We start from the raw sequence: 18,798 nt of genomic DNA on the forward strand, positions 1-18,798 counted from the left end.
GTAGATAGGACAGAGGTGGAAGTGTGGTAACACATGTAGCTGACTGTTACTAATCGGTCGAGGGCATGACCAAGCAAGGTGATAGGTAAGAGGATGAAAACGTTTCTTATATGCAGTTTTGAAGGTATATATAAACACTGATTAGGAAGAAAAATTAGTGTTTTTATTTACTTTATAATAAAATATTCCTCCTTAGCTCAGTCGGTAGAGCACTCGGCTGTTAACCGAGTTGTCGTTGGTTCAAGTCCAACAGGGGGAGCTAGAAGAACCGTAAATGTTTTACATTTGCGGTTTTTCTGTATCCGTGCTAAGCTTTGACTTTCGTTTGGGGAAGTGCTATAGTTTTTTTAGAAATTACATTTCACGTGCAGGAAATTGGGGAAGTGCTATAGTTTTTTTAGAAATTACATTTCACGTGCAGGAAAGGGAGAGAGAAAAATGAAATTAGGATTTATTGGAACTGGAAATATGGCATCTGCAATTATGGGTGGAATTATTGGAAAAAAAATGATTTCAGCGGAGGAAATTATAGGAGCAGACCTATTTGCGCCGGGACGAGAGAAGGTTAAGGAGCAGTTTGGAATTCAGGTTACGGAAAAGAATCAGGAGGTTGTAGAGAAGGCAGAGGTGATTATCCTGTCGGTAAAACCACAGTTTTATGAGGACGTTATTAATCAAATTAAGGACTGCGTGAAGAAAGAGCAGATCATTATTACCATCGCGCCGGGCAAGACCCTTGCATGGCTTGCAGAAAAGTTTGGAAAAGAAGTCAAAATCGTTCGTACCATGCCGAATACACCGGCTTTGGTTGGAGAGGGTATGACAGCTATGAGCCCGAATGAACATATGGAAAAGGAAGAGACAGAATATGTGAAGCGGCTTCTTGAGAGTTTCGGACGTGTAGAGGTGGTTCCGGAGCGGTTAATGGATGTTGTAGTCTCTGTAAGTGGAAGCTCGCCGGCATATGTGTTTATGATGATTGAGGCTATGGCAGATGCAGCTGTATCCGGTGGAATGCCAAGAGCTCAGGCGTATCAGTTTGCGGCTCAGGCAGTGTATGGAAGTGCGAAGATGGTGTTGAAGACAGCCAAACATCCGGGAGAACTGAAGGACATGGTGTGCTCGCCGGCAGGAACGACCATTGAGGCGGTTCGTACATTAGAGGAAATGGGATTTAGAAGTTCTATTATTGAAGCAATGAAGGTTTGTGAAGAGGTTTCAAGAAATTTATAATTGCAGGAGAAAATGGTATGAAAAAACGCGTCTTGTGTTACGGGGATTCTAATACCTGGGGATTTAATGCGATGAATGAGAACGTCTACGGACAGCGATTCCCAGAGGAAGTGCGGTGGACTGGGCGGCTACAGACGCTCTTAGGAGAGAACTGGACAGTCATTGAAGAAGGACTGTGTGGACGGACGACAGTTTTTGAGGATCCACTAAGGGAAGGTTTAAATGGACTTCAATATCTGGAACCTTGCCTGGCAACGCATAATCCCCTTGATTATCTCATATTAATGCTTGGAACCAATGACTGTAAAGCCAGATTTTCTGCATTGCCTAAGAATATTGCGGACGGACTGGGGCGATTGATCGTGAAGGCGAAGCAGGCGTGTGTCTGGCGGGATCAGCCGCAGATTTTGGTGATTGCGCCGCCTCCGATTCGAAAGGGAAATGACACTTCCGAGATTGGGCGCGACATGGGAGTGTGCAGTGAAAAGTCGGCAATGCTTTCTAAGGAATATCGCCTGTGGGCAGAGGCAGAAGGCTGCATCTTTTTGGATGCGGCATCGGTTGCCGGAATGAATGATTATGATTTTATGCATATGGATGATGTAAGCCATGAGCGGCTTGCGGAATCAATTGCAGGGATTCTTAAGGCTGATCTGTTAGAAAAGGAGTAAAGAGTATGAAGTTGTTTGATGCACATGGTGATATCTGGTACGATGTAATGATGCATAGTGAGAAAGGCGAGAGAGATATATTTCGGAAATATCAGCTGCCAAAGTTTCAGAAAGGGAATGTCTCTGGAGGAGCGTTTGTGATGTGGGTAGATCCGCCTTATGATGAAGATCCAAAGAAACGGATTCTTCAGATTGAGCAGGCGGTTCGACAAGAATTAGAAGATGCAAAAGACATTCTGAATATTGTGCGGAAATACAAAGACTTTCAAAAGGGGACAGAAGAAGGAAAGATTAACGTTGTGATGGGACTGGAGGGCTTGTCCTATATTGGTGAGGATGTAGATCGCATTAATTACTATTACGATGAGTTTTCTGTGCGAACGATGATGCTTACATGGAACGAAGAAAATGCACTTGCTTCCGGGTGGCCCGGAGACCAGGAGAGAGGGCTTACAGAGGCAGGAAAAGCGGCTGTAAGACGGATGAATGATCTGGGAATTGTGCTGGATGTATCCCACTTAAATGATAAAGGATTCTGGGACATTATTTCACTGTCAGATGGGCACCCGGTGATTGCTTCTCACAGTAATGCGAGGGCGCTGGCATCTCATGGAAGGAACTTAAGTGATGAGATGATCAAAGCCCTGGCAGAAACCGGAGGAGTTCTGGGAATGAACCGGGTAGGGGCATTTATCAGTGAAGACTGCAAGAAGCATTCGGCAGAGGGGCTGGCAGATCATGTGGAGCATATTGTAGATCTCGTAGGAATCGATCACGTGGGATGTGGATTTGATTTTGAAGATTATGTGGATCCGGGAGCACTTTTGAAAAACGGAGTACCAAAAGTATTTGAGGCAGCTACCCAAGGACTCTATTCAGAAGCAGATGCAGGAAATTTCCTTGAGGTTCTGAAAAAAAGAGGATATACGCAGGAAGAGCTAGAGAAGATTGCATACAAGAATTTCTACCGAGTATACCGACAGGTTCTGAAGTAGAGGCAGAAATAAATGGGAGAAAAGCCCATGTATCTACTGTTCAAAAAGTAATAGAAAAAATAATAATAAAAAAATGCAAAAAGTACTTGCAAATCTTATAGTCATATGATAATATATAAATCGGTCACGTGAGAAGTGGTTTTCACCGTGACCATATGGCTCCATGGTCAAGCGGTTAAGACATCGCCCTTTCACGGCGGTAACACGGGTTCGATTCCCGTTGGAGTCATTGGTACATGCCGATGTGGCTCAATTGGCAGAGCAGCTGATTTGTAATCAGCAGGTTATCGGTTCGAGTCCGATCATCGGCTTAGTTCCTATCAGGGACTTAATGATTTTGGACCTTTAGCTCAGTTGGTTAGAGCAATCGGCTCATAACCGATCGGTCCTGGGTTCGAGTCCCCGAAGGTCCATTTATCTGGCCCAGTGGCTCAGTTGGTTAGAGCGCCGCCCTGTCACGGCGGAGGTCGAGAGTTCGAGTCTCTTCTGGGTCGTTGCTTACTCAAGTAACGAGAAAGCACAATTTTATAGTTGGGATCATAGCTCAGCTGGGAGAGCATCTGCCTTACAAGCAGAGGGTCATAGGTTCGAGCCCTATTGGTCCCATTTTGCCGCAGTGGCGGAACTGGCAGACGCACAGGACTTAAAATCCTGCGGGACTTATACTCTCGTACCGGTTCGATTCCGGTCTGCGGCAGTAATCAAAAGTAAGAGAAACGTTGAAACAAAAACGTTTCTCTTACTTTTTTGTCCGTTAAAATTTAATGAAAACGCAGTAAATAGCTGCATTTTCAGTGCGCAAAGAATCTTTGCACAGGAATTTTAATGGATGTAAAAGAACTTTGATAGACAGGATCTATTTCTTCCCATATAATTTCGGTCAAAGGAGGCGAACTATCATGACACTTGGAAATAACATTCAAAAAATAAGGAAGGAGGCACATTTATCCCAGGAGGAATTTGCGGAACTGTTTCAGGTTTCGAGACAGACGATCTCCAATTGGGAAAATTCAAAAAGTTATCCAGATTTAGAAACGATCGTAAAAATCAGTGATAGTTTCCACATCTCCTTAGATATTTTATTGAAGGAGGATTTGATCATGGTAAAAACATTTGATAAAGAAGTGAAAAGTACGAAGAAGTATGCAAGAGCATTGATGGTAATTGGGCTTGTATTTGTGTTGCTGGTGGGCGGTTTCGGAATTTATTCGGGAGTGTATGTTCACACGAAAAATAAACTGGAAAAGAACTTTGAAAAGCAGTTAAAGGAAAACGATTTTCATAAGAATAAAGAAGGATTCTATTCGATGAATTATAAGGATGGAGTTGTGTATAGCGTACCGAATCAGTCGATGCCAGGCCTTTTAGATTTTTCCCTTGAGTTTCATGTAAGCAACGTGTATTGTGATGTAGATCTTGAGGATAGTTATGTGGAAATCACATGGGAAAACAGCGATCGTTTTTATGCATCGGCGCGGGCAAAAAAGGATGACGTAGTGATCGGCAGCACATCAGAATTTAAAGATGGCGATTTTTCAGACATGAAGAAACTGGGTGATGAACTGGGAATGTCAGAAGAAGAGATTAGTCAGATTATGGACAAAGGAAAAGAATTGTGTGAAGATTTTTATGGCGAGAAATAAAAAACGCAGCAGGAGGGATTTGAACCCCCGGAGCCTTGCGGCTCTTCTGCTTTCGAGGCAGATGCCATAAGCCAACTCGACCACTGCTGCAAACAAATATAGTATACCACAAAAGGAAGGGCCGGTGCAAGTGTGCGCCGGCTCTTTTTAGGGGGATGAAAATCTATGATAAATGGGAATTATTGTTAGGCGAAGGCAGTAATTATACAGGTAAATTACGAAGCACGATCACCGCCTTCTTGTTCATTTGATAGTTATAGTATACTGGCTAAATGTGACTTGGATGTGACCGGAAGAGGAAATATTTCTAAAGATTCTTAAGAAAAACCGAATATATAGAGAAGATATGCGGCGATCTCCTTAAGGGTTAAGGATCTGCCGCATATCTTCTGGAAGAGGAGCTGTAAAATGCATCTCTTTTTTGGTGATGGGGTGTGGAAAGCTAAGTCGGTGAGAATGAAGCGCCTGTCGGCCGATTAATTCCATATCAGGATTATAAAGGTAGTCGCCGACCAGCGGGTATCCGATATGCTTCATATGAATCCGAATCTGATGAGTTCGTCCGGTCTCAAGCTGTAAGGATACCAGACTGTGTCCGTTGGCGTAGTTTACGACCTGATAATGGGTGACAGCACGTTCTCCATATTCTGGATCGACAGTTCGCTCGATGATGGATCCCGGCTTGCGGGAAAGCGGTGCATCGATCGTTCCGCAAGCCGGGGTAACTCTTCCGCGTGAGATGGCCAAGTATTCCCGGTGAATTTCGTGGCGGGCTGCCTGGGAAGAGAGAATGTTGCCGCTTAGCATATGCTTGGAAATGACCGTCAGACCGGAGGTGTCTCGGTCTAGACGGTTGGTACAGCGGAAGATGAAGGATTTCCCTTGTTCCTGATAATACCAGGCAAGTGCATTTGCAAGTGAGTTGGTATAGTTGTTGCGGGAAGGGTGAATCGGCATCCCTGCCGGTTTGTTAATGACAATAATATCCTCATCTTCGTATACAATGTGAAGCGGAAGTTTGACCGGAGGGATCTTTTCGGAGGATTCCCGTTCCTGAATATGAATGGTCAGAGTATCGCCGCATGAGAGCTGCTGGTTCAGATGAAGCCATTCGCCGTTGACCAGAACACTTTCGTGCATTTTTTTTAAATCGGTAAGATTTTGAAGAGAGTAGCCCTGGCGGCGAAGATATTGTTCAATTCTAAGTCCGGCATCATCACCGGTAATCTGATATGTTAAAATTCGTTCCATAGATGTTCTCCTGGTTATAACAGTCGGAAGACCTGTTCTACACAGGCCGTCATATTTGCCCGTGCATGATCGGGATTCATAGCTTCCTCAAGCGTCGTTACACCGCGTACAATGGGGAAGAAAGCGTCGATTCCGGCGCTATTGCATGCGGTGGCGTCCGGCGTAACACTTCCGGCAAAGGCCAGTACGCGGGCGTGGTATTTCTTCGCCAGTTTTGCGACGCCTATGGGGGCTTTTCCCATAGCTGTTTGATGATCCAGACGTCCTTCGCCGGTGATAACGATGTCGGCATCCTTTATTTCCTCTTCCAGTGAGATGGCGTTTAGGATCAATTCAACGCCTGGTGTCAGCTCGGCATTTAAATAGCTTAAGAATGCAAAGCCCATCCCTCCGGCAGCGCCGGCCCCTTCGGCCAGGGAAAAATCATTACCGAGCGTTTGGAAAGTGACGTTGGCAAAATGCTTCATGGCGGTGTCAAGCGGTTCTAAAAGATCTGAAGTTACACCTTTTTGCGGTCCGTAAATGTAGGTCGCTCCGTTAGGACCACAAAGCGGATTGTTGACATCGCAGGCGATATGGAAACGACAAGAAGCCAGACGGGGATCGGCATGAGAGGTGTCGATGGATGCCGTTTTAGAGAGCGCCTGTGCGCCTTCTCCGACATCCTGACCATTTGCATCCAGAAAAGAGTAGCCAAGTGCCTTTAACATGCCAAGACCGCCGTCATTCGTTGCGCTTCCGCCAATGCCGATGATAAAGTTTCTGCAGCCGCGCTCTATAGCGTCCTGAATCATTTCGCCTACACCGAAGGTGGTGGCGTGAAGCGGATCCTTTTTGGAATCAGGAACCAGTGTGATTCCGGCAGCGCTTGCCATTTCCATAATAGCGGTCTTGGATTCTTTCAGGTATCCGTAGTAACAGGAAACAGAAGCTCCAAGAGGGCCTGTCACCGTTTGGTCGATACGGATGCCGCCAAGTCCTTCGATCAGGGAATCGGTGGTGCCTTCGCCGCCGTCGGCCAGTGGTTTTACGATTACTTCTGCATCCTTATGAACGGCGAGAATTCCTTCTTTCGCAGCATATCCGGCTTCCATGGATGACAGGCTTCCTTTTAGGGAATCGATTGCAACAACAACTTTCATAGGTTTCAACCTCCATATTCTATCAGATAGGTTTATTATAGCAGATAGTAAAAGAAAAAGTATGTTCCAAAGAACATAAAATATAAAAGATATTTCAAAAAATTGTTCTTCGGAACATATTTGGTAGAAGGTTTTCTATTTGCACAGAAGGGCGAAGTTTAATAAAAATGCATCTTGAAAATGTCTTGGATTCAGGTTTGTTTTTTCGGCAATGCGATCCAGCTGATACTGGAGTGTATTTTTGTGAATGAATAATTGCTCTGCTGTTTCCTTTAGCGCAAGATTATTGCTTAGGTAGGAAAGAAGAATGGAGCGTTCTTTCTCCGTCAGTTTTCCCAGAACCCGGCTGGCGTAGATGTTTTTCATATCGACAGGAATACTTTCAATCAAAAATTCGATGGAAATGTCCTGGATATCACAGAAATCCAACTGCTGGCTCTGTGCGTGTTTCCTGGCAATTCGTGCATTTGCATAGGAACGGAAGATCTGATACAGCGGAACAAAATCTCCAAGTCCTGCGGCAACCGATCCCTGGTACCGGGCAGAGAAATCGTCAGGATGGAATTGTTCAAATTGAGTATGATGAAATAATACAACCCATTCATTGGGATACAGGTACAGAGAAAGGGGGCATCCAATGGAAGCAAAATAAAAGCGAAGAGAAGGCTCCAGCGAAGCATCCTGAAACCGTACGGATAAGGCCGCGTAATCACTGGAAGGATCAAGCTCATACTCCCGGATCAAGGCATCAAACTGTGTCTGGTTGGGGATATTGTCGTAAATCAGAGATGTAATCAGATAGTGAAGAGCCCGGTCTTTGGAAAGCATTTCCTGATTTAGCTTTTGCTCTTTTAGAAAGACTTCTGTGATCTTGGTGATCAGGAAGCCATAAGCCTTTAATTCTTCGGGATTTCCTGTAATTCCAATAGCGGCAATCGCCTGAGTGTCAAGGAAGATCGGATAGTTGATTCCTTCGCGGGCGCCTTGAAATGGATGTTCTTTGTCCACGGACACCGGGAGTCCCTGTGTAATAGCGTAGGCACCGGCAGCGTGGTAAGTGCCGATACGACTTCTGTCTGTACTTCCGATAATCAGCCCGGAAGGCTGAATGAGGTTGGTATCTTTTTTCACAACTTCGTAGACGACTTCTACAATTTGGGAAGCCAGCTTTTTTGAAATTTCCATAATGGTTCTCCTAACATGCAGTACCGCTTTCTAAGAATATTTCCGGATCCGTAAATCTACGCCCAGCGACTTGGCCAGTTCCTGACTGGCTTTGATATCTTCTGGTGCAAGGACGTCTACGACGGTTAGTTTTACATGGGGGATCAGTTCTTTGCATTTTGCGGTAAAATCAAGAAGCCCTTCAAAGGCATGGTCGAACCGGGGACGTGATACTTTGGAGTATGCCTCGGCATCGGGTGCGTTCAGGCTAATGGAAATCGTGTCGATCACCTTGGCAAGACGGGGGACAATGTTTTCCCCATATTGAAGATTGGCAAGCCCGTTGGTATTGACACGGATGGCAAGCCCGAAGGTTTCTTTGGCGTAACGTGCAGCTTCGATCAAAGTATCAAGCGCACAGGTGGGTTCTCCATAACCGCAGAATACCAGTTCTTGGAACCCGGTAAAGTCAAAGGAATCCATCGCCTGTTTGATCTCATCGACAGTAGGATCTTTCTTGTGCCAAAGGGTTTCTGCGTCACCGACACCATCTTCGTGGCTTCGGATACAAAAGGTGCATCGACAGTTACATTGGTTCGTAATATTTGCGTAAACTTGATTTTTGTAGGTGTATAAAATATCAGCCATGTGAAAGCCTCCTTTAGAATTCTCTATCAGTCAAAATTTAGAAATGCCAAAGCTTATTTTTGAAATGCATGCGATCCAATGCAGAAGCAGATAATAGGAAGAGAACCGCACTTCCACCGGATTGAATGGCGCTGCCTGAGAGGGATGCTATGGGCGCAATGAATGAGCCAAAGAGCAGCCCTTCTGCCAGATAGTATCCTGTTGCAGAAATCATAAGTGAAATGAGAGGGGCAACAAGATTATGAGCATTTAAAAGCTTTGGTGTTTTGCTGGTAAATGGCAATACAATCAGCATTTTAATTATAATCGTGGCAGGCGCCCACATAGGAGCGGTAAGAAGATCCGCCAATCCTCCGCCAATGGCTGCTGCAGTCAGTGCATAAGGCCGTGGCAGCAGGGCGGCTGCAAGATAGATCAGCGTATCTCCAAAATGGATATAGCCTCCGTTGCTTCCGTAGGGAATATGGCAGATATATGCGGTCATCAATGTGATCATGGCGGCAAAAAGGCCGGTAATGGTCAGTAAAGAGATGGAAAGGGTGCGCTTTTCTAAATGGTTTCTGGTCATGGTCGTCCTCCGTTTTCTTTCATCAACATGGATAGGTACTGTTCGTAATTAACGCCGTCGTTGCGGGGGATTCCTTCCGCTACGGTGTCGGCAAGAGACTTTTCCAGGAAAGCTCCGGCCGTTTGAATCATTTTGGAAAGCGGGATTTCCCGCACCATTGCGGCAGCCATACAGGAGGCAAACAAGTCTCCGGTTCCGGAATAACTGCCTCCAATATGAGGGAATGAATACAGTTGGGAGTGCTCGCGGCTAATATGAAGGTTTCCCACATATCCAGTGCCGTCTTCTTTTTGAAAATCGATACCGGTGATGACGATATCAGAAGGTCCAAGAAGACAGAGCTCCTTCCCCAGAATCTCAAGCTGTTCGGTCATACGGTCTATTGGAAGGCAGGAGATTTCCTGGTAATTCTGATCTGTCAGAAGACAGAACTCGGTTAAATTAGGAGTGATCGTTTCTGCCTGCACGACCAGTTTCTTCATCTCGCACAGAAGATTGTGCGTGTACATGTTGTAAGTGTGCCCGTTATCTCCCATTACGGGATCCACTAGAAGGCGAGTACCTGGCGTATGAAAGGTATCAATGAAACGGAAAATCTGATGAATCTGTCGTTCGCTGGCGACAAATCCAGTATAGATTCCATCGAAATGCTGATTCATTTTCAACCATTCTGTACGGTATCGTTCCATTTTATCGGTATAGTCATCACAATAATAGCTGGGATAACCGGTCTGCGCCGTCAAAATTGCGGTTGGGAGAGGACATGCCTGTACACCCATGGCGCTTAATACGGAAATGGCAGCAGTTAGAGAACAGCGTCCGAATCCTGACAGATCATTGATGACTGCAATTTTTTTCGTCATATAATATCATCCATCCTTTGTTTGGTATGGAGATATGGTAACACTAAACTGGATGGATGAAAAAGTCCAGATACAGATAAAATGAACAGGCCAGTTTAAAAACAAAAAATAAAATAGAAAAAATATGAAAAATTGTATTGACAGAATGGAGGTGTTCGTATATAATAAATTTTGCTGTTGAGGTAATTCACAGCTGTGTGGGCGTAGCTCAGCTGGATAGAGCGTTTGGCTACGGACCAAAAGGTCGGGAGTTCGAATCTTCTCGCCCACGCTATGGCGGAAAGCCAAAGGAGAACGCAGATCCTTGGAAACAAGGGTTTGCGTTTTTTTGTATTCATAAATATAAAAGAGTTGCCTCAAAACACAAAAAAATAGAATCCGCTCTAAAAATATCTTGACACGGATGAAAAAGAGATTATAATGATGAAATATAAAGAATTAATAAATTAATGTATTAAAGCACCAAAATCCGGTGAAGAGAACAAGACCATAGTTCGATCTGGTATTTCAGAGAGTCTGCAGATGGTGTGAGCAGATATATCAGGAAAGATGGTTATCATCTCCAAGGAGCTGACTGAAATTTTGTAAAGTAAGTCGTGTCGGAATCCTCCGTTATCAGGAAAGCGTATGAAGTACGTAAGTGCTGTGGCGCATGTCACAGAAACAGGGTGGTACCGCGGATTAGATTCGTCCCTTTTGGCAAAGTCCAAAAGGGACTTTTTGGTGTTTTGAATGAGAAAAAAGGAGGATGTTGCTATGAAACTGTTGCAAAAAGGAAGTAAGTTTTTATCAGATTACACGTCGCTGGTGGTAATTGCAATTGCGGTTGTGACTTTTTTTGTTCCGGCGATGATGGGATGGGTGAATTACCAGCTGTTTACTGATATGGTGGGAAATAAATTCACCAGTCAGTCTCTGATTATTGGAGTGATTATGTTTAGTATGGGATTGACGCTGACAACAAAAGATTTTAAAATTCTTGCGCAGAGACCGCTCGATATTTGTATTGGAGCAGCGGCGCAGTATCTGATTATGCCTTTTCTTGCATGGGGGATCAGCCAGCTTTTGCAGCTTCCGGATGCCATTGCCCTGGGATTGATTCTCGTAGGATGTTGTCCAGGTGGGGTATCTTCTAATATCATGTCATATCTATGCGGTGGAGACGTGGCATTTTCTGTGGGAATGACAACGGTGTCTACATTGCTTTCCCCGATTATGACACCACTTCTGGTGGCATTTTTAGCAAGTGGTACAAAGATTACAATCGAAGGGCTTCCGATGTTTGTTTCTATTATTGAGACGGTCATTCTTCCGATTGCAGTTGGATTTTTCCTGAATTATGTATGGGGGAAGAAGAAAGCATTCCAGGAATTGCAGAAGGTAATGCCGGGAATCGCAGTGCTGGGACTTGCCTGCGTGGTAGGGGGCGTAATTTCCTCTCAGGGAGCGAACTTCTTTACTTCCGGCGTCGTTATCTTTGCGGCAGTGCTGCTTCATAATGGGTTGGGATACCTGCTTGGTTATGGAGCAGGCAAAATGACAGGAATGAATACTGCGAAGAAACGGACCATTTCCATTGAAGTTGGAATGCAGAATGCAGGTCTGGCTACGAATCTGGCGACAACAACGGCACAGTTTGCAAGTGCGCCGCAGTCTGCAGTTATCTGTGCGGTATCCTGTGTATGGCATTCGATTTCCGGTACCTTAATTGCAGGATTTTTTGCGGGATTTGACCGAAAGCAGGAGAAGAAGGAGGAAGCGAAAGAAGCGCTTTTGGAAAATTAAAGATTTAAAAAATAAAATTTCAGGAAAAGAACATGAAAAGTCTCTGACAGAAGTTGGGGGCTTTTATTTTTGGTCTTCTTTTGAATTCACAGATGAAGAATCAAGACCAGTATGATAAAATAGAACCAATCAACGGACAGAAGGAGTCCGACTTTCGGAGAGGAGAACGAAGATGGGAAAATATATTATGGCATTGGATGCGGGGACGACCAGCAACAGATGTATTTTATTTAATCAAAAGGGAGAAATCTGCAGTGTGGCACAGAAGGAATTCACTCAGTATTTCCCGAAACCGGGATGGGTGGAACACGATGCAGACGAAATCTGGTCTTGCCAGCTGGGAGTTGCAGTAGAAGCGATGAATAAGATTGGGGCCGGCGCGGCAGATATTGCAGCCATCGGAATTACAAATCAGCGGGAGACGGTTGTCGTGTGGGACAAGAATACGGGAGAGCCGATTTATCACGCAATCGTATGGCAGTGCAGAAGGACGGCCAAGTATTGCGATACGTTAAAGGCGCGTGGGTTGACAGAATTTTTCCGTCAGAGAACAGGCTTGATTATCGATGCGTATTTTTCTGGAACGAAGATCCGATGGATTCTGGATCATGTAGAAGGCGCGAGAGAACGGGCTGAAAAAGGAGAGCTGCTTTTTGGTACGGTGGAGACGTGGCTGATTTGGAAGCTGACGAAGGGGCGTGTGCATGTGACCGATTATTCGAATGCATCACGGACACTGTTATTTAATATCAATACCCTTACATGGGATCAGGAAATTTTGGATTTGTTGGAAATCCCGCGGGCAATGCTTCCGGAAGCGAAGCCGTCAAGTTGTATCTACGGGGTGACGGATGCTTCTTATTTCGGTGGAGAGATTCCGATTGGAGGAGCAGCAGGAGATCAGCAGTCAGCATTATTCGGACAGACATGTTTTCAGGCGGGAGAGGCCAAAAATACGTACGGCACAGGTTGCTTTCTGCTGATGAATACGGGAGAGAAGCCGGTGTTTTCGGAGCATGGACTAGTGACTACGATTGCATGGGGCATTGATGACAAAGTATACTATGCGCTGGAAGGATCCATTTTCGTAGCCGGGGCGGCAATCCAGTGGCTGCGGGATGAGATGCATTTGATTGATTCTGCGGCAGATTCAGAATATATGGCGAAAAAGGTTCCGGATACCAACGGCTGTTACGTAGTCCCTGCATTTACCGGACTTGGGGCACCTTACTGGGATCAGTATGCAAGAGGAACCATCGTGGGCATCACCCGCGGAGTCAATAAGTATCATATTATCCGGGCGACATTGGAATCTCTGGCATATCAGACCAACGATGTATTAAAGGCAATGGAGGCAGATTCCGGTATTAAGTTAAGTGCATTGAAGGTAGATGGTGGAGCAAGTGCGAATGATTTCCTGATGCAGACGCAGGCGGATGTGATTGGCGCTCCGGTGCATCGGCCAGAATGTATTGAGACAACAGCTATGGGAGCGGCATACCTGGCGGGGCTTTCTGTAGGCTATTGGAAGAATAAGGATGCAGTTAGGGAGAACTGGGCGGTAGATCAGATTTTTGAACCGCAGATTCAGGAAGAAGAGCGTCAACAAAAGACAGCCGGATGGAAAAAGGCAGTTCGGTACGCATTTGACTGGGCAAAGCAGGAGGAATAGGAAGATGGAAACGAGAAAGCTTACTTGTGAAATCTGCAAAAATAAGTGTCATCTGACGGCAGAGGTTGCCGAAGGAGAAGTACTGGATGTATCCGGAAATGGTTGTATGCGCGGGTATGCATATGCGATGCAGAAGGTGGAAGAAGAATTAGAGAACTCGAACCCTTCTTGAGATATGTAAAAATGTACAAAAAAAGAAATACTTTCTAGACATTTATGTAAAAATATACTAATATAGACTTATCGACGTATTTAGAAGGAAGGGAGAACATAAATGGAAAGAAATGTGATTGTAGGGCAGTCCGGAGGGCCGACAGCAGCGATCAATTCTAGTCTGGCAGGAGTATACCGGACTGCGAAGGACCGAGGAGCCAAAAAGGTGTATGGAATGCTGCACGGAGTGCAGGGATTATTAGAGGAAAAGTATATTGATTTATCCGACCATATTAAGACGGAGCTGGATGCGGAACTGTTGAAGAGAACACCAGCCGCATTCCTAGGATCCTGCCGTTATAAGCTGCCGGAGATCCATGAAAACCGCGAGGTATATGATAAGATTTTTGCAATCTTAGATAAGTTGGATATTGAGGCATTTATCTATATCGGCGGAAATGATTCCATGGATACGATTAAAAAATTATCCGACTATGCAATTATTACCGGACATTCCACCCGGTTTGTGGGCTGTCCAAAGACTATTGATAATGACCTGGCGCTGACGGATCACACACCGGGATACGGAAGTGCTGCAAAGTACATTGGAACCTCTATGAAGGAGATTATCCGCGATGGATTCTGTCTGGAATATGAGAAGGGAATTGTAACGATTGTAGAGATTATGGGAAGAAATGCCGGCTGGCTGACAGGAGCAGCTGCGCTGTCCGAAGGGGAGGACTGCGAGGGACCAGATCTTATCTATCTGCCGGAGACTGTATTTGATCTGCAGAAATTCAGCGCAAAAGTGAAAGAACTGTTGAAGAAGAAAACGTCTATTGTTGTTGCAGTATCAGAAGGAATCCGGACAGCGGATGGAAATTATGTATGTGAGCTTGGCAACAGTGTAGATTTCGTAGATGCATTTGGTCATAAGCAGCTGTCTGGAACAGCATCTTATCTGGCAAGCTTTATTGCCGGAGAGACTGGTTGTAAGACTCGCGCCATTGAGTTAAGTACCTTGCAGCGTTCTGCTTCTCATGCAGCTTCCCGTGTAGATATTCTGGAGGCTTATCAAGTTGGCGGTGCAGCGGTAAAAGCAGCGGATGAAGGGGATTCCGGAAAGATGGTTGTACTTCAGAGACTGTCTGATGATCCATATCAGTGTGGAACAGAAGTAAAGGATGTACACAAGATTGCTAACGATGAGAAATTAGTACCGAGAGATTGGGTAAATGAAGAGGGTACTTATGTGACAAATGAATTTATTTCTTATGTAAGACCATTGATTCAGGGAGATGTATCTCCGGTTATGGTAGATGGAATTCCAAGACATCTGTATACTCCAAAGGAGTTAAGTCACAGATAGAGTAGAGTTGCAGATGAGGTAAAAGGTTGAAAAGATAGTGATAAGACCGGAGGCCGTTTGGGCAGAAAGCGCAGACGGCCTCCGGTTTTGTCGAAAAAGAAATAAAAAAAACTTGTATTTTTTGTGGGGAGCGAGTAATATATTAATTACTCTAATTGTTCTGAGAGTCTAGTAATTTCAAAATCACGGATCTTGGTCTAAGATCTGGGATCGTTCCAGTTTCACTTAAGTATTCATATGGAGACAGCAAATGCCGTAAAAAGAGGTGATGAAAAAGTGGCATCCAAAGAAGGTTATGACGTGCTGCGGCTGATCGAACATGGACAGATCTGTTATATCAGTTCGGAGTATATAGAAGGCAGGCCGTTGGTGTGGTGGTTGAAATATCATCCCAATATTTCAAAGCAGCAGCTGCTCGCATGGATGGGGAGCATGGCGAAGCAGCTTGCGAAAATTCATAAGTGTAAAAAGAAGTCTTGTTATCAGTATGTCAATCCCTATAGTATGGTTGTGACGGAAGAAGGAGAACTTTATTTTCTGGATTTGGAGGCAGGAGCAAATGAGGGGATTCGGAAAAGAATGCTCCGAAGGGATATTAGAGAGCATTTCCTGCCGTCAGGGGATTCTTACTATGGCAAGGGAAGAATTTCACTTGATATCTATGGATTGGGAAAAACATTCCAGTATTTGCTGGCATCGGTGCGAGTAGATCCGCCTCTTGGCAGGCGGGAGACAGCAAAGCTTAAAAAAATAATTTCTAAATGTCAAAGATACAATTCAAAACATTCTTATCAATCGGTACAGGAGATTTGTAAAGATCTTCCAATTTATCAAATTCCAAAAGAAAAACGAAAACAGAAAAAAGGAAAAAGGATTGCGGCGGCAGGGATTCTGATATTGCTCATCCTTTTTGGCAAACGGTATTTTTTATCAGCGCGTGAACCCCAGGAAAAGATTCGCAAACAAGAGATTACGAAGAAGGAGGAAACAGGCGGGAAAACGATTGAAACATCGGCGAAAGAAAAGGTGAAAGAAGAATCGAAAGAGGAAGCATATTTGGAGGTGGCACTTTCTTATTTTCTAGATATGCAGGAGTATGAAAAATGTCTGTCTTATTTAGAAAAGGTGGAGACAAAAGATGAAATGGCGGAGGCGATGAAGGTGGTGGTACGCCGGTTTACGGGAAAGGAACAGAAGAATGGCGTAGAAGCTAAGCAAGAAGAGAAGAAAGCAGCAGAAGCGCTGAAAGAATTGGAGCAGATGGTTCTAGAACGAGAGGAACAAAGAGGAGTTGATCAAGGACAAGCAAGCCGGGAACAGAAGACATCCTGTTATCGATTTCTGATAAAAGGATATGAGAATATGACGCTGGAAGGTGCCACGGAACAGGTGATCCGGCTATGCGAGGAGTGTCTGGATTGGGAGGATTTGACGGAAGAGACGGAAAAAGAAATTTGTGAAAGTATGGCGCTTGCCTGTGAACGGGAGAAAAGAGCGGAAGAAGGAGCGGCCTGTTACGAAAGAATTTTGGAACTAGAGACTGGATCAGAAAAAAGAAAGGTGGTGTATCAGAAAATGGTGATGCTGTATGAGGTCTGCGGCAACCGGGAACAAGCTCTTTCTGTATGCTTGCGGGGAGCTGCAGAGCTGCCGGAGTGTCTGGAATTGAAGATTTCTCATATACGTCTATTGTGTCAGGATCAAAATGTAGACCGCAGCGTCTGTGCACAGACGATTCAGACGTATTTGAGTGAAGATCCGAAGATTCAGGAGCAGGAAGAATTTAAGAAATTGCAGGCAGAATACGAGATAGGAGTGGAAGGAGAACAAGTATGGGTTGGAAAATGAAGAAAATTATGAGTCTGGGGGTAATTCTGGCGCTGATATATTGTCAGCAGTCGGGAAACGCCCAGGCGTCAGAGGAACAGGATAGAAAGTGTTTTGAGGTAGAGTGTCCAAATCCTGATGGGAAATCCGGCTATTATGTAACCAAACCAGAAGTAAAGATTACGCAAGTAAGCGAAGCGGGAGTGACACGGTATTGCTTTGTAAATGGGGAAGGACAGGGGCTGCAAGGAGAACTAAAAGAATTGGAGGAGCAAGCGGCTGTCAAAGCAGATCAGATGGCAGAAGGTGAGAATTCTTTGTCTGTATGGATGGAAGAAAAAACACAGAAGCCAGAGGCAGGAGAAGGAGAAGAGCAAGAAGGCGAAGAAGAGGGAAAAGGTGAAGTAAGAGAAGAAAACAAAGAAAGCAAGGAGGACGAAGAAGAGAACCAAAAAGAGAAGAAATTTCTACAGGAATACAAATTTTTTGTTGATACAATACCGCCGAAACTTCAGTTTTCTGTTCCACAAGGAATAGACGTATGGTATCAGAATGAGACGCAGCTGTCGGTAGCGGCAGCAGATGAGGAACCGGGAAGTGGAGTGGCGTGGACCTCTTGTAGAGCAGATGGAGAAGAGCTTGGCAATAGCGGAAAAGCAGAAACGGTTTATCGGGTAAAGAAGCCATCGCAAGAAGGAAAGGCGGTACAGGTGATGGTCTATGCGTGGGACCGGGCAGGAAATCAGGCGCAGAAGAGTGTGGGGCTTTATATTGATGGACAGGCTCCCAAAGCAGGGATTACGGGAGTAATTCCTTATCAGATCACCAGTCAGCCAGTGGAAATTCATTATACAGTGGAAGAGGAGAATGAAGTTGGAAGCGCTGCGGCAAAGGCAGTAAGGCAGGATCCGAAAGGAACGGTAACAGAACTGTCCCCGGAAGTATGGACAAATACGGGAAATGGGAAAATGGCAATGCAAAGGCTGACGGAAGACGGCATTTATCAGCTTGAGATGGAAGCTTTTGATCTGTCCGGACATTCTGACAGAGCAAAGGCGCAGGTGATCATTGATCGGGAAAATCCCATTATCTATGAAGTGGAACGCCTGAATCAGAGCTATTTAAAAAGCTTTCGCTGGGAACTGCCTCCGGGAAAATGGATTTGGGATTTTACCAGTTATACATATACCATGCTGCTGGACGGGAAATTGTATCCGATGGGGGAGACCGTAACCGGGGAAGGCTGGCATACACTGGAGGTTAAGGCGGTGGACGCGGCTGGGAATATCGGTGTTTCACGGGCAGATTTTGTGATTGACCATTCTGCTCCAGAGATTGTTTTTCGTGACGTGAGAGAGGGAGAGAGTTACGAAGAAGAACGAACCTTTCAGGTGACACTGGAGGATCAGGCTGATGTAATTGAGGAAATTCAGATCAACGGAAAAGAGCAGCCGATTCAAAATACCAGTAAAATCTATCAATATACCGTACAGGAGCAGCAGGCTTATGAGGTGACGGTAAAAGCGAAGGATCGTGCAGGAAATCAGGCGGTGACGCGGATACATTTTCGTATAAAGGCTAAGGAAACGGTGCTTGATCGGGTGATGAAACCAGTAAAAAAATCTTTGGGAATGAAAGTGGAAGAGACGGGAAATGTCCCGGATGAAAACGAGAAAGAAGAGAGTACAAGATGGATATGGATCATAGGGAGCCTCTTAGCCGGAGGCGGAGCGGTAGCCATAGGACTTTGGTATTGGAAACAGAAAAACTCCCATAAAAGGGAGGATGCCGGGTAACCGCTTCCTGCGGTCCCC

General features: G+C 45.1%; 16 protein-coding genes, 9 tRNA genes and 1 other annotated feature. Of the genes, 18 read left to right on the forward strand and 7 right to left on the reverse strand.

Going from position 1 to position 18,798, the window contains the following annotated elements:
• Window positions 1-186 precede the first annotated feature (186 nt).
• From C0979_RS09105 to C0979_RS09155, 11 genes are all read left to right on the forward strand, one after another.
• Window positions 187-259 (forward strand) — tRNA-Asn (locus tag C0979_RS09105).
• Between the two features lie 179 nt (window positions 260-438).
• The gene (proC, locus tag C0979_RS09110) at window positions 439-1,233 is read left to right on the forward strand and encodes a pyrroline-5-carboxylate reductase (RefSeq protein ID WP_101695689.1); all 795 of its coding nucleotides are present in this window, start codon (window positions 439-441) and stop codon (window positions 1,231-1,233) included.
• Window positions 1,234-1,250: 17 nt separating this feature from the next.
• The gene (locus tag C0979_RS09115) at window positions 1,251-1,904 is read left to right on the forward strand and encodes an SGNH/GDSL hydrolase family protein (protein ID WP_101695690.1); all 654 of its coding nucleotides are present in this window, start codon (window positions 1,251-1,253) and stop codon (window positions 1,902-1,904) included.
• A 5-nt stretch (window positions 1,905-1,909) separates the two neighbouring features.
• Window positions 1,910-2,899, forward strand: coding sequence for a dipeptidase (locus C0979_RS09120; RefSeq protein ID WP_101695691.1), 990 nt, complete (start codon window positions 1,910-1,912; stop codon window positions 2,897-2,899).
• Between the two features lie 157 nt (window positions 2,900-3,056).
• A tRNA-Glu gene (locus tag C0979_RS09125) sits at window positions 3,057-3,128 on the forward strand.
• 9 nt (window positions 3,129-3,137) lie between these two features.
• Window positions 3,138-3,210 (forward strand) — tRNA-Thr (locus C0979_RS09130).
• Window positions 3,211-3,238: 28 nt separating this feature from the next.
• Window positions 3,239-3,312 (forward strand) — tRNA-Ile (locus C0979_RS09135).
• Between the two features lie 7 nt (window positions 3,313-3,319).
• Window positions 3,320-3,393 (forward strand) — tRNA-Asp (locus C0979_RS09140).
• A gap of 39 nt (window positions 3,394-3,432) precedes the next feature.
• Window positions 3,433-3,505 (forward strand) — tRNA-Val (locus tag C0979_RS09145).
• A gap of 4 nt (window positions 3,506-3,509) precedes the next feature.
• Window positions 3,510-3,596 (forward strand) — tRNA-Leu (locus tag C0979_RS09150).
• A gap of 202 nt (window positions 3,597-3,798) precedes the next feature.
• On the forward strand, window positions 3,799-4,542 hold the full coding sequence (locus tag C0979_RS09155; RefSeq protein ID WP_101695692.1) for a helix-turn-helix transcriptional regulator: 744 nt from the start codon (window positions 3,799-3,801) through the stop codon (window positions 4,540-4,542).
• Window positions 4,543-4,546: 4 nt separating this feature from the next.
• On the opposite strand, the gene C0979_RS09160 is transcribed toward C0979_RS09155, so the two are convergent.
• The 7 genes from C0979_RS09160 to C0979_RS09190 form a co-directional block, all read right to left on the reverse strand.
• A tRNA-Ser gene (locus tag C0979_RS09160) sits at window positions 4,547-4,632 on the reverse strand.
• Between the two features lie 270 nt (window positions 4,633-4,902).
• Window positions 4,903-5,793, reverse strand: coding sequence for an RluA family pseudouridine synthase (locus C0979_RS09165; RefSeq protein ID WP_101695693.1), 891 nt, complete (start codon window positions 5,791-5,793; stop codon window positions 4,903-4,905).
• A gap of 14 nt (window positions 5,794-5,807) precedes the next feature.
• On the reverse strand, window positions 5,808-6,935 hold the full coding sequence (locus C0979_RS09170; protein ID WP_101695694.1) for a glycerate kinase family protein: 1,128 nt from the start codon (window positions 6,933-6,935) through the stop codon (window positions 5,808-5,810).
• A 135-nt stretch (window positions 6,936-7,070) separates the two neighbouring features.
• Entirely contained in the window at window positions 7,071-8,120 is a 1,050-nt protein-coding gene (locus C0979_RS09175; protein ID WP_101695695.1) for a CdaR family transcriptional regulator, read from the reverse strand.
• Window positions 8,121-8,150: 30 nt separating this feature from the next.
• Window positions 8,151-8,747 (reverse strand): TIGR04100 family radical SAM protein, encoded by a 597-nt coding sequence (locus C0979_RS09180; RefSeq protein ID WP_101695696.1) that lies wholly within the window; start codon window positions 8,745-8,747, stop codon window positions 8,151-8,153.
• Between the two features lie 37 nt (window positions 8,748-8,784).
• The gene (locus C0979_RS09185; RefSeq protein WP_101695697.1) at window positions 8,785-9,315 is read right to left on the reverse strand and encodes a TIGR04002 family protein; all 531 of its coding nucleotides are present in this window, start codon (window positions 9,313-9,315) and stop codon (window positions 8,785-8,787) included.
• Entirely contained in the window at window positions 9,312-10,178 is an 867-nt protein-coding gene (locus C0979_RS09190; protein ID WP_101695698.1) for a pyridoxamine kinase, read from the reverse strand. Before C0979_RS09190 ends, C0979_RS09185 begins: the two co-directional genes overlap by 4 nt.
• 197 nt (window positions 10,179-10,375) lie before the next feature.
• On the opposite strand from C0979_RS09190, the gene C0979_RS09195 reads away from it, so the two are divergent.
• From C0979_RS09195 to C0979_RS09220, 7 genes are all read left to right on the forward strand, one after another.
• Window positions 10,376-10,449 (forward strand) — tRNA-Arg (locus C0979_RS09195).
• Between the two features lie 192 nt (window positions 10,450-10,641).
• Window positions 10,642-10,876, forward strand: a binding site (T-box leader).
• 58 nt (window positions 10,877-10,934) lie between these two features.
• Entirely contained in the window at window positions 10,935-11,963 is a 1,029-nt protein-coding gene (locus C0979_RS09200) for a bile acid:sodium symporter family protein (RefSeq protein ID WP_101695699.1), read from the forward strand.
• A 172-nt stretch (window positions 11,964-12,135) separates the two neighbouring features.
• Window positions 12,136-13,635, forward strand: a complete 1,500-nt coding sequence (gene glpK / locus C0979_RS09205) for a glycerol kinase GlpK (protein ID WP_101695700.1) — start codon at window positions 12,136-12,138, stop codon at window positions 13,633-13,635.
• 4 nt (window positions 13,636-13,639) lie between these two features.
• On the forward strand, window positions 13,640-13,807 hold the full coding sequence (locus C0979_RS11890; RefSeq protein WP_159459871.1) for a hypothetical protein: 168 nt from the start codon (window positions 13,640-13,642) through the stop codon (window positions 13,805-13,807).
• Window positions 13,808-13,909: 102 nt separating this feature from the next.
• The gene (locus C0979_RS09210) at window positions 13,910-15,157 is read left to right on the forward strand and encodes a 6-phosphofructokinase (protein ID WP_101695701.1); all 1,248 of its coding nucleotides are present in this window, start codon (window positions 13,910-13,912) and stop codon (window positions 15,155-15,157) included.
• 237 nt (window positions 15,158-15,394) lie between these two features.
• Window positions 15,395-17,005 (forward strand): hypothetical protein, encoded by a 1,611-nt coding sequence (locus tag C0979_RS09215; protein ID WP_101695702.1) that lies wholly within the window; start codon window positions 15,395-15,397, stop codon window positions 17,003-17,005.
• On the forward strand, window positions 16,990-18,780 hold the full coding sequence (locus tag C0979_RS09220; protein WP_101695703.1) for a hypothetical protein: 1,791 nt from the start codon (window positions 16,990-16,992) through the stop codon (window positions 18,778-18,780). The genes C0979_RS09215 and C0979_RS09220 overlap by 16 nt, the downstream gene beginning before the upstream one ends.
• Window positions 18,781-18,798 lie beyond the last annotated feature (18 nt).

Source organism: Dorea phocaeensis (assembly GCF_900240315.1).
GTDB classification, from domain to species: Bacteria; Bacillota; Clostridia; order Lachnospirales; family Lachnospiraceae; genus Dorea_B; species Dorea_B phocaeensis.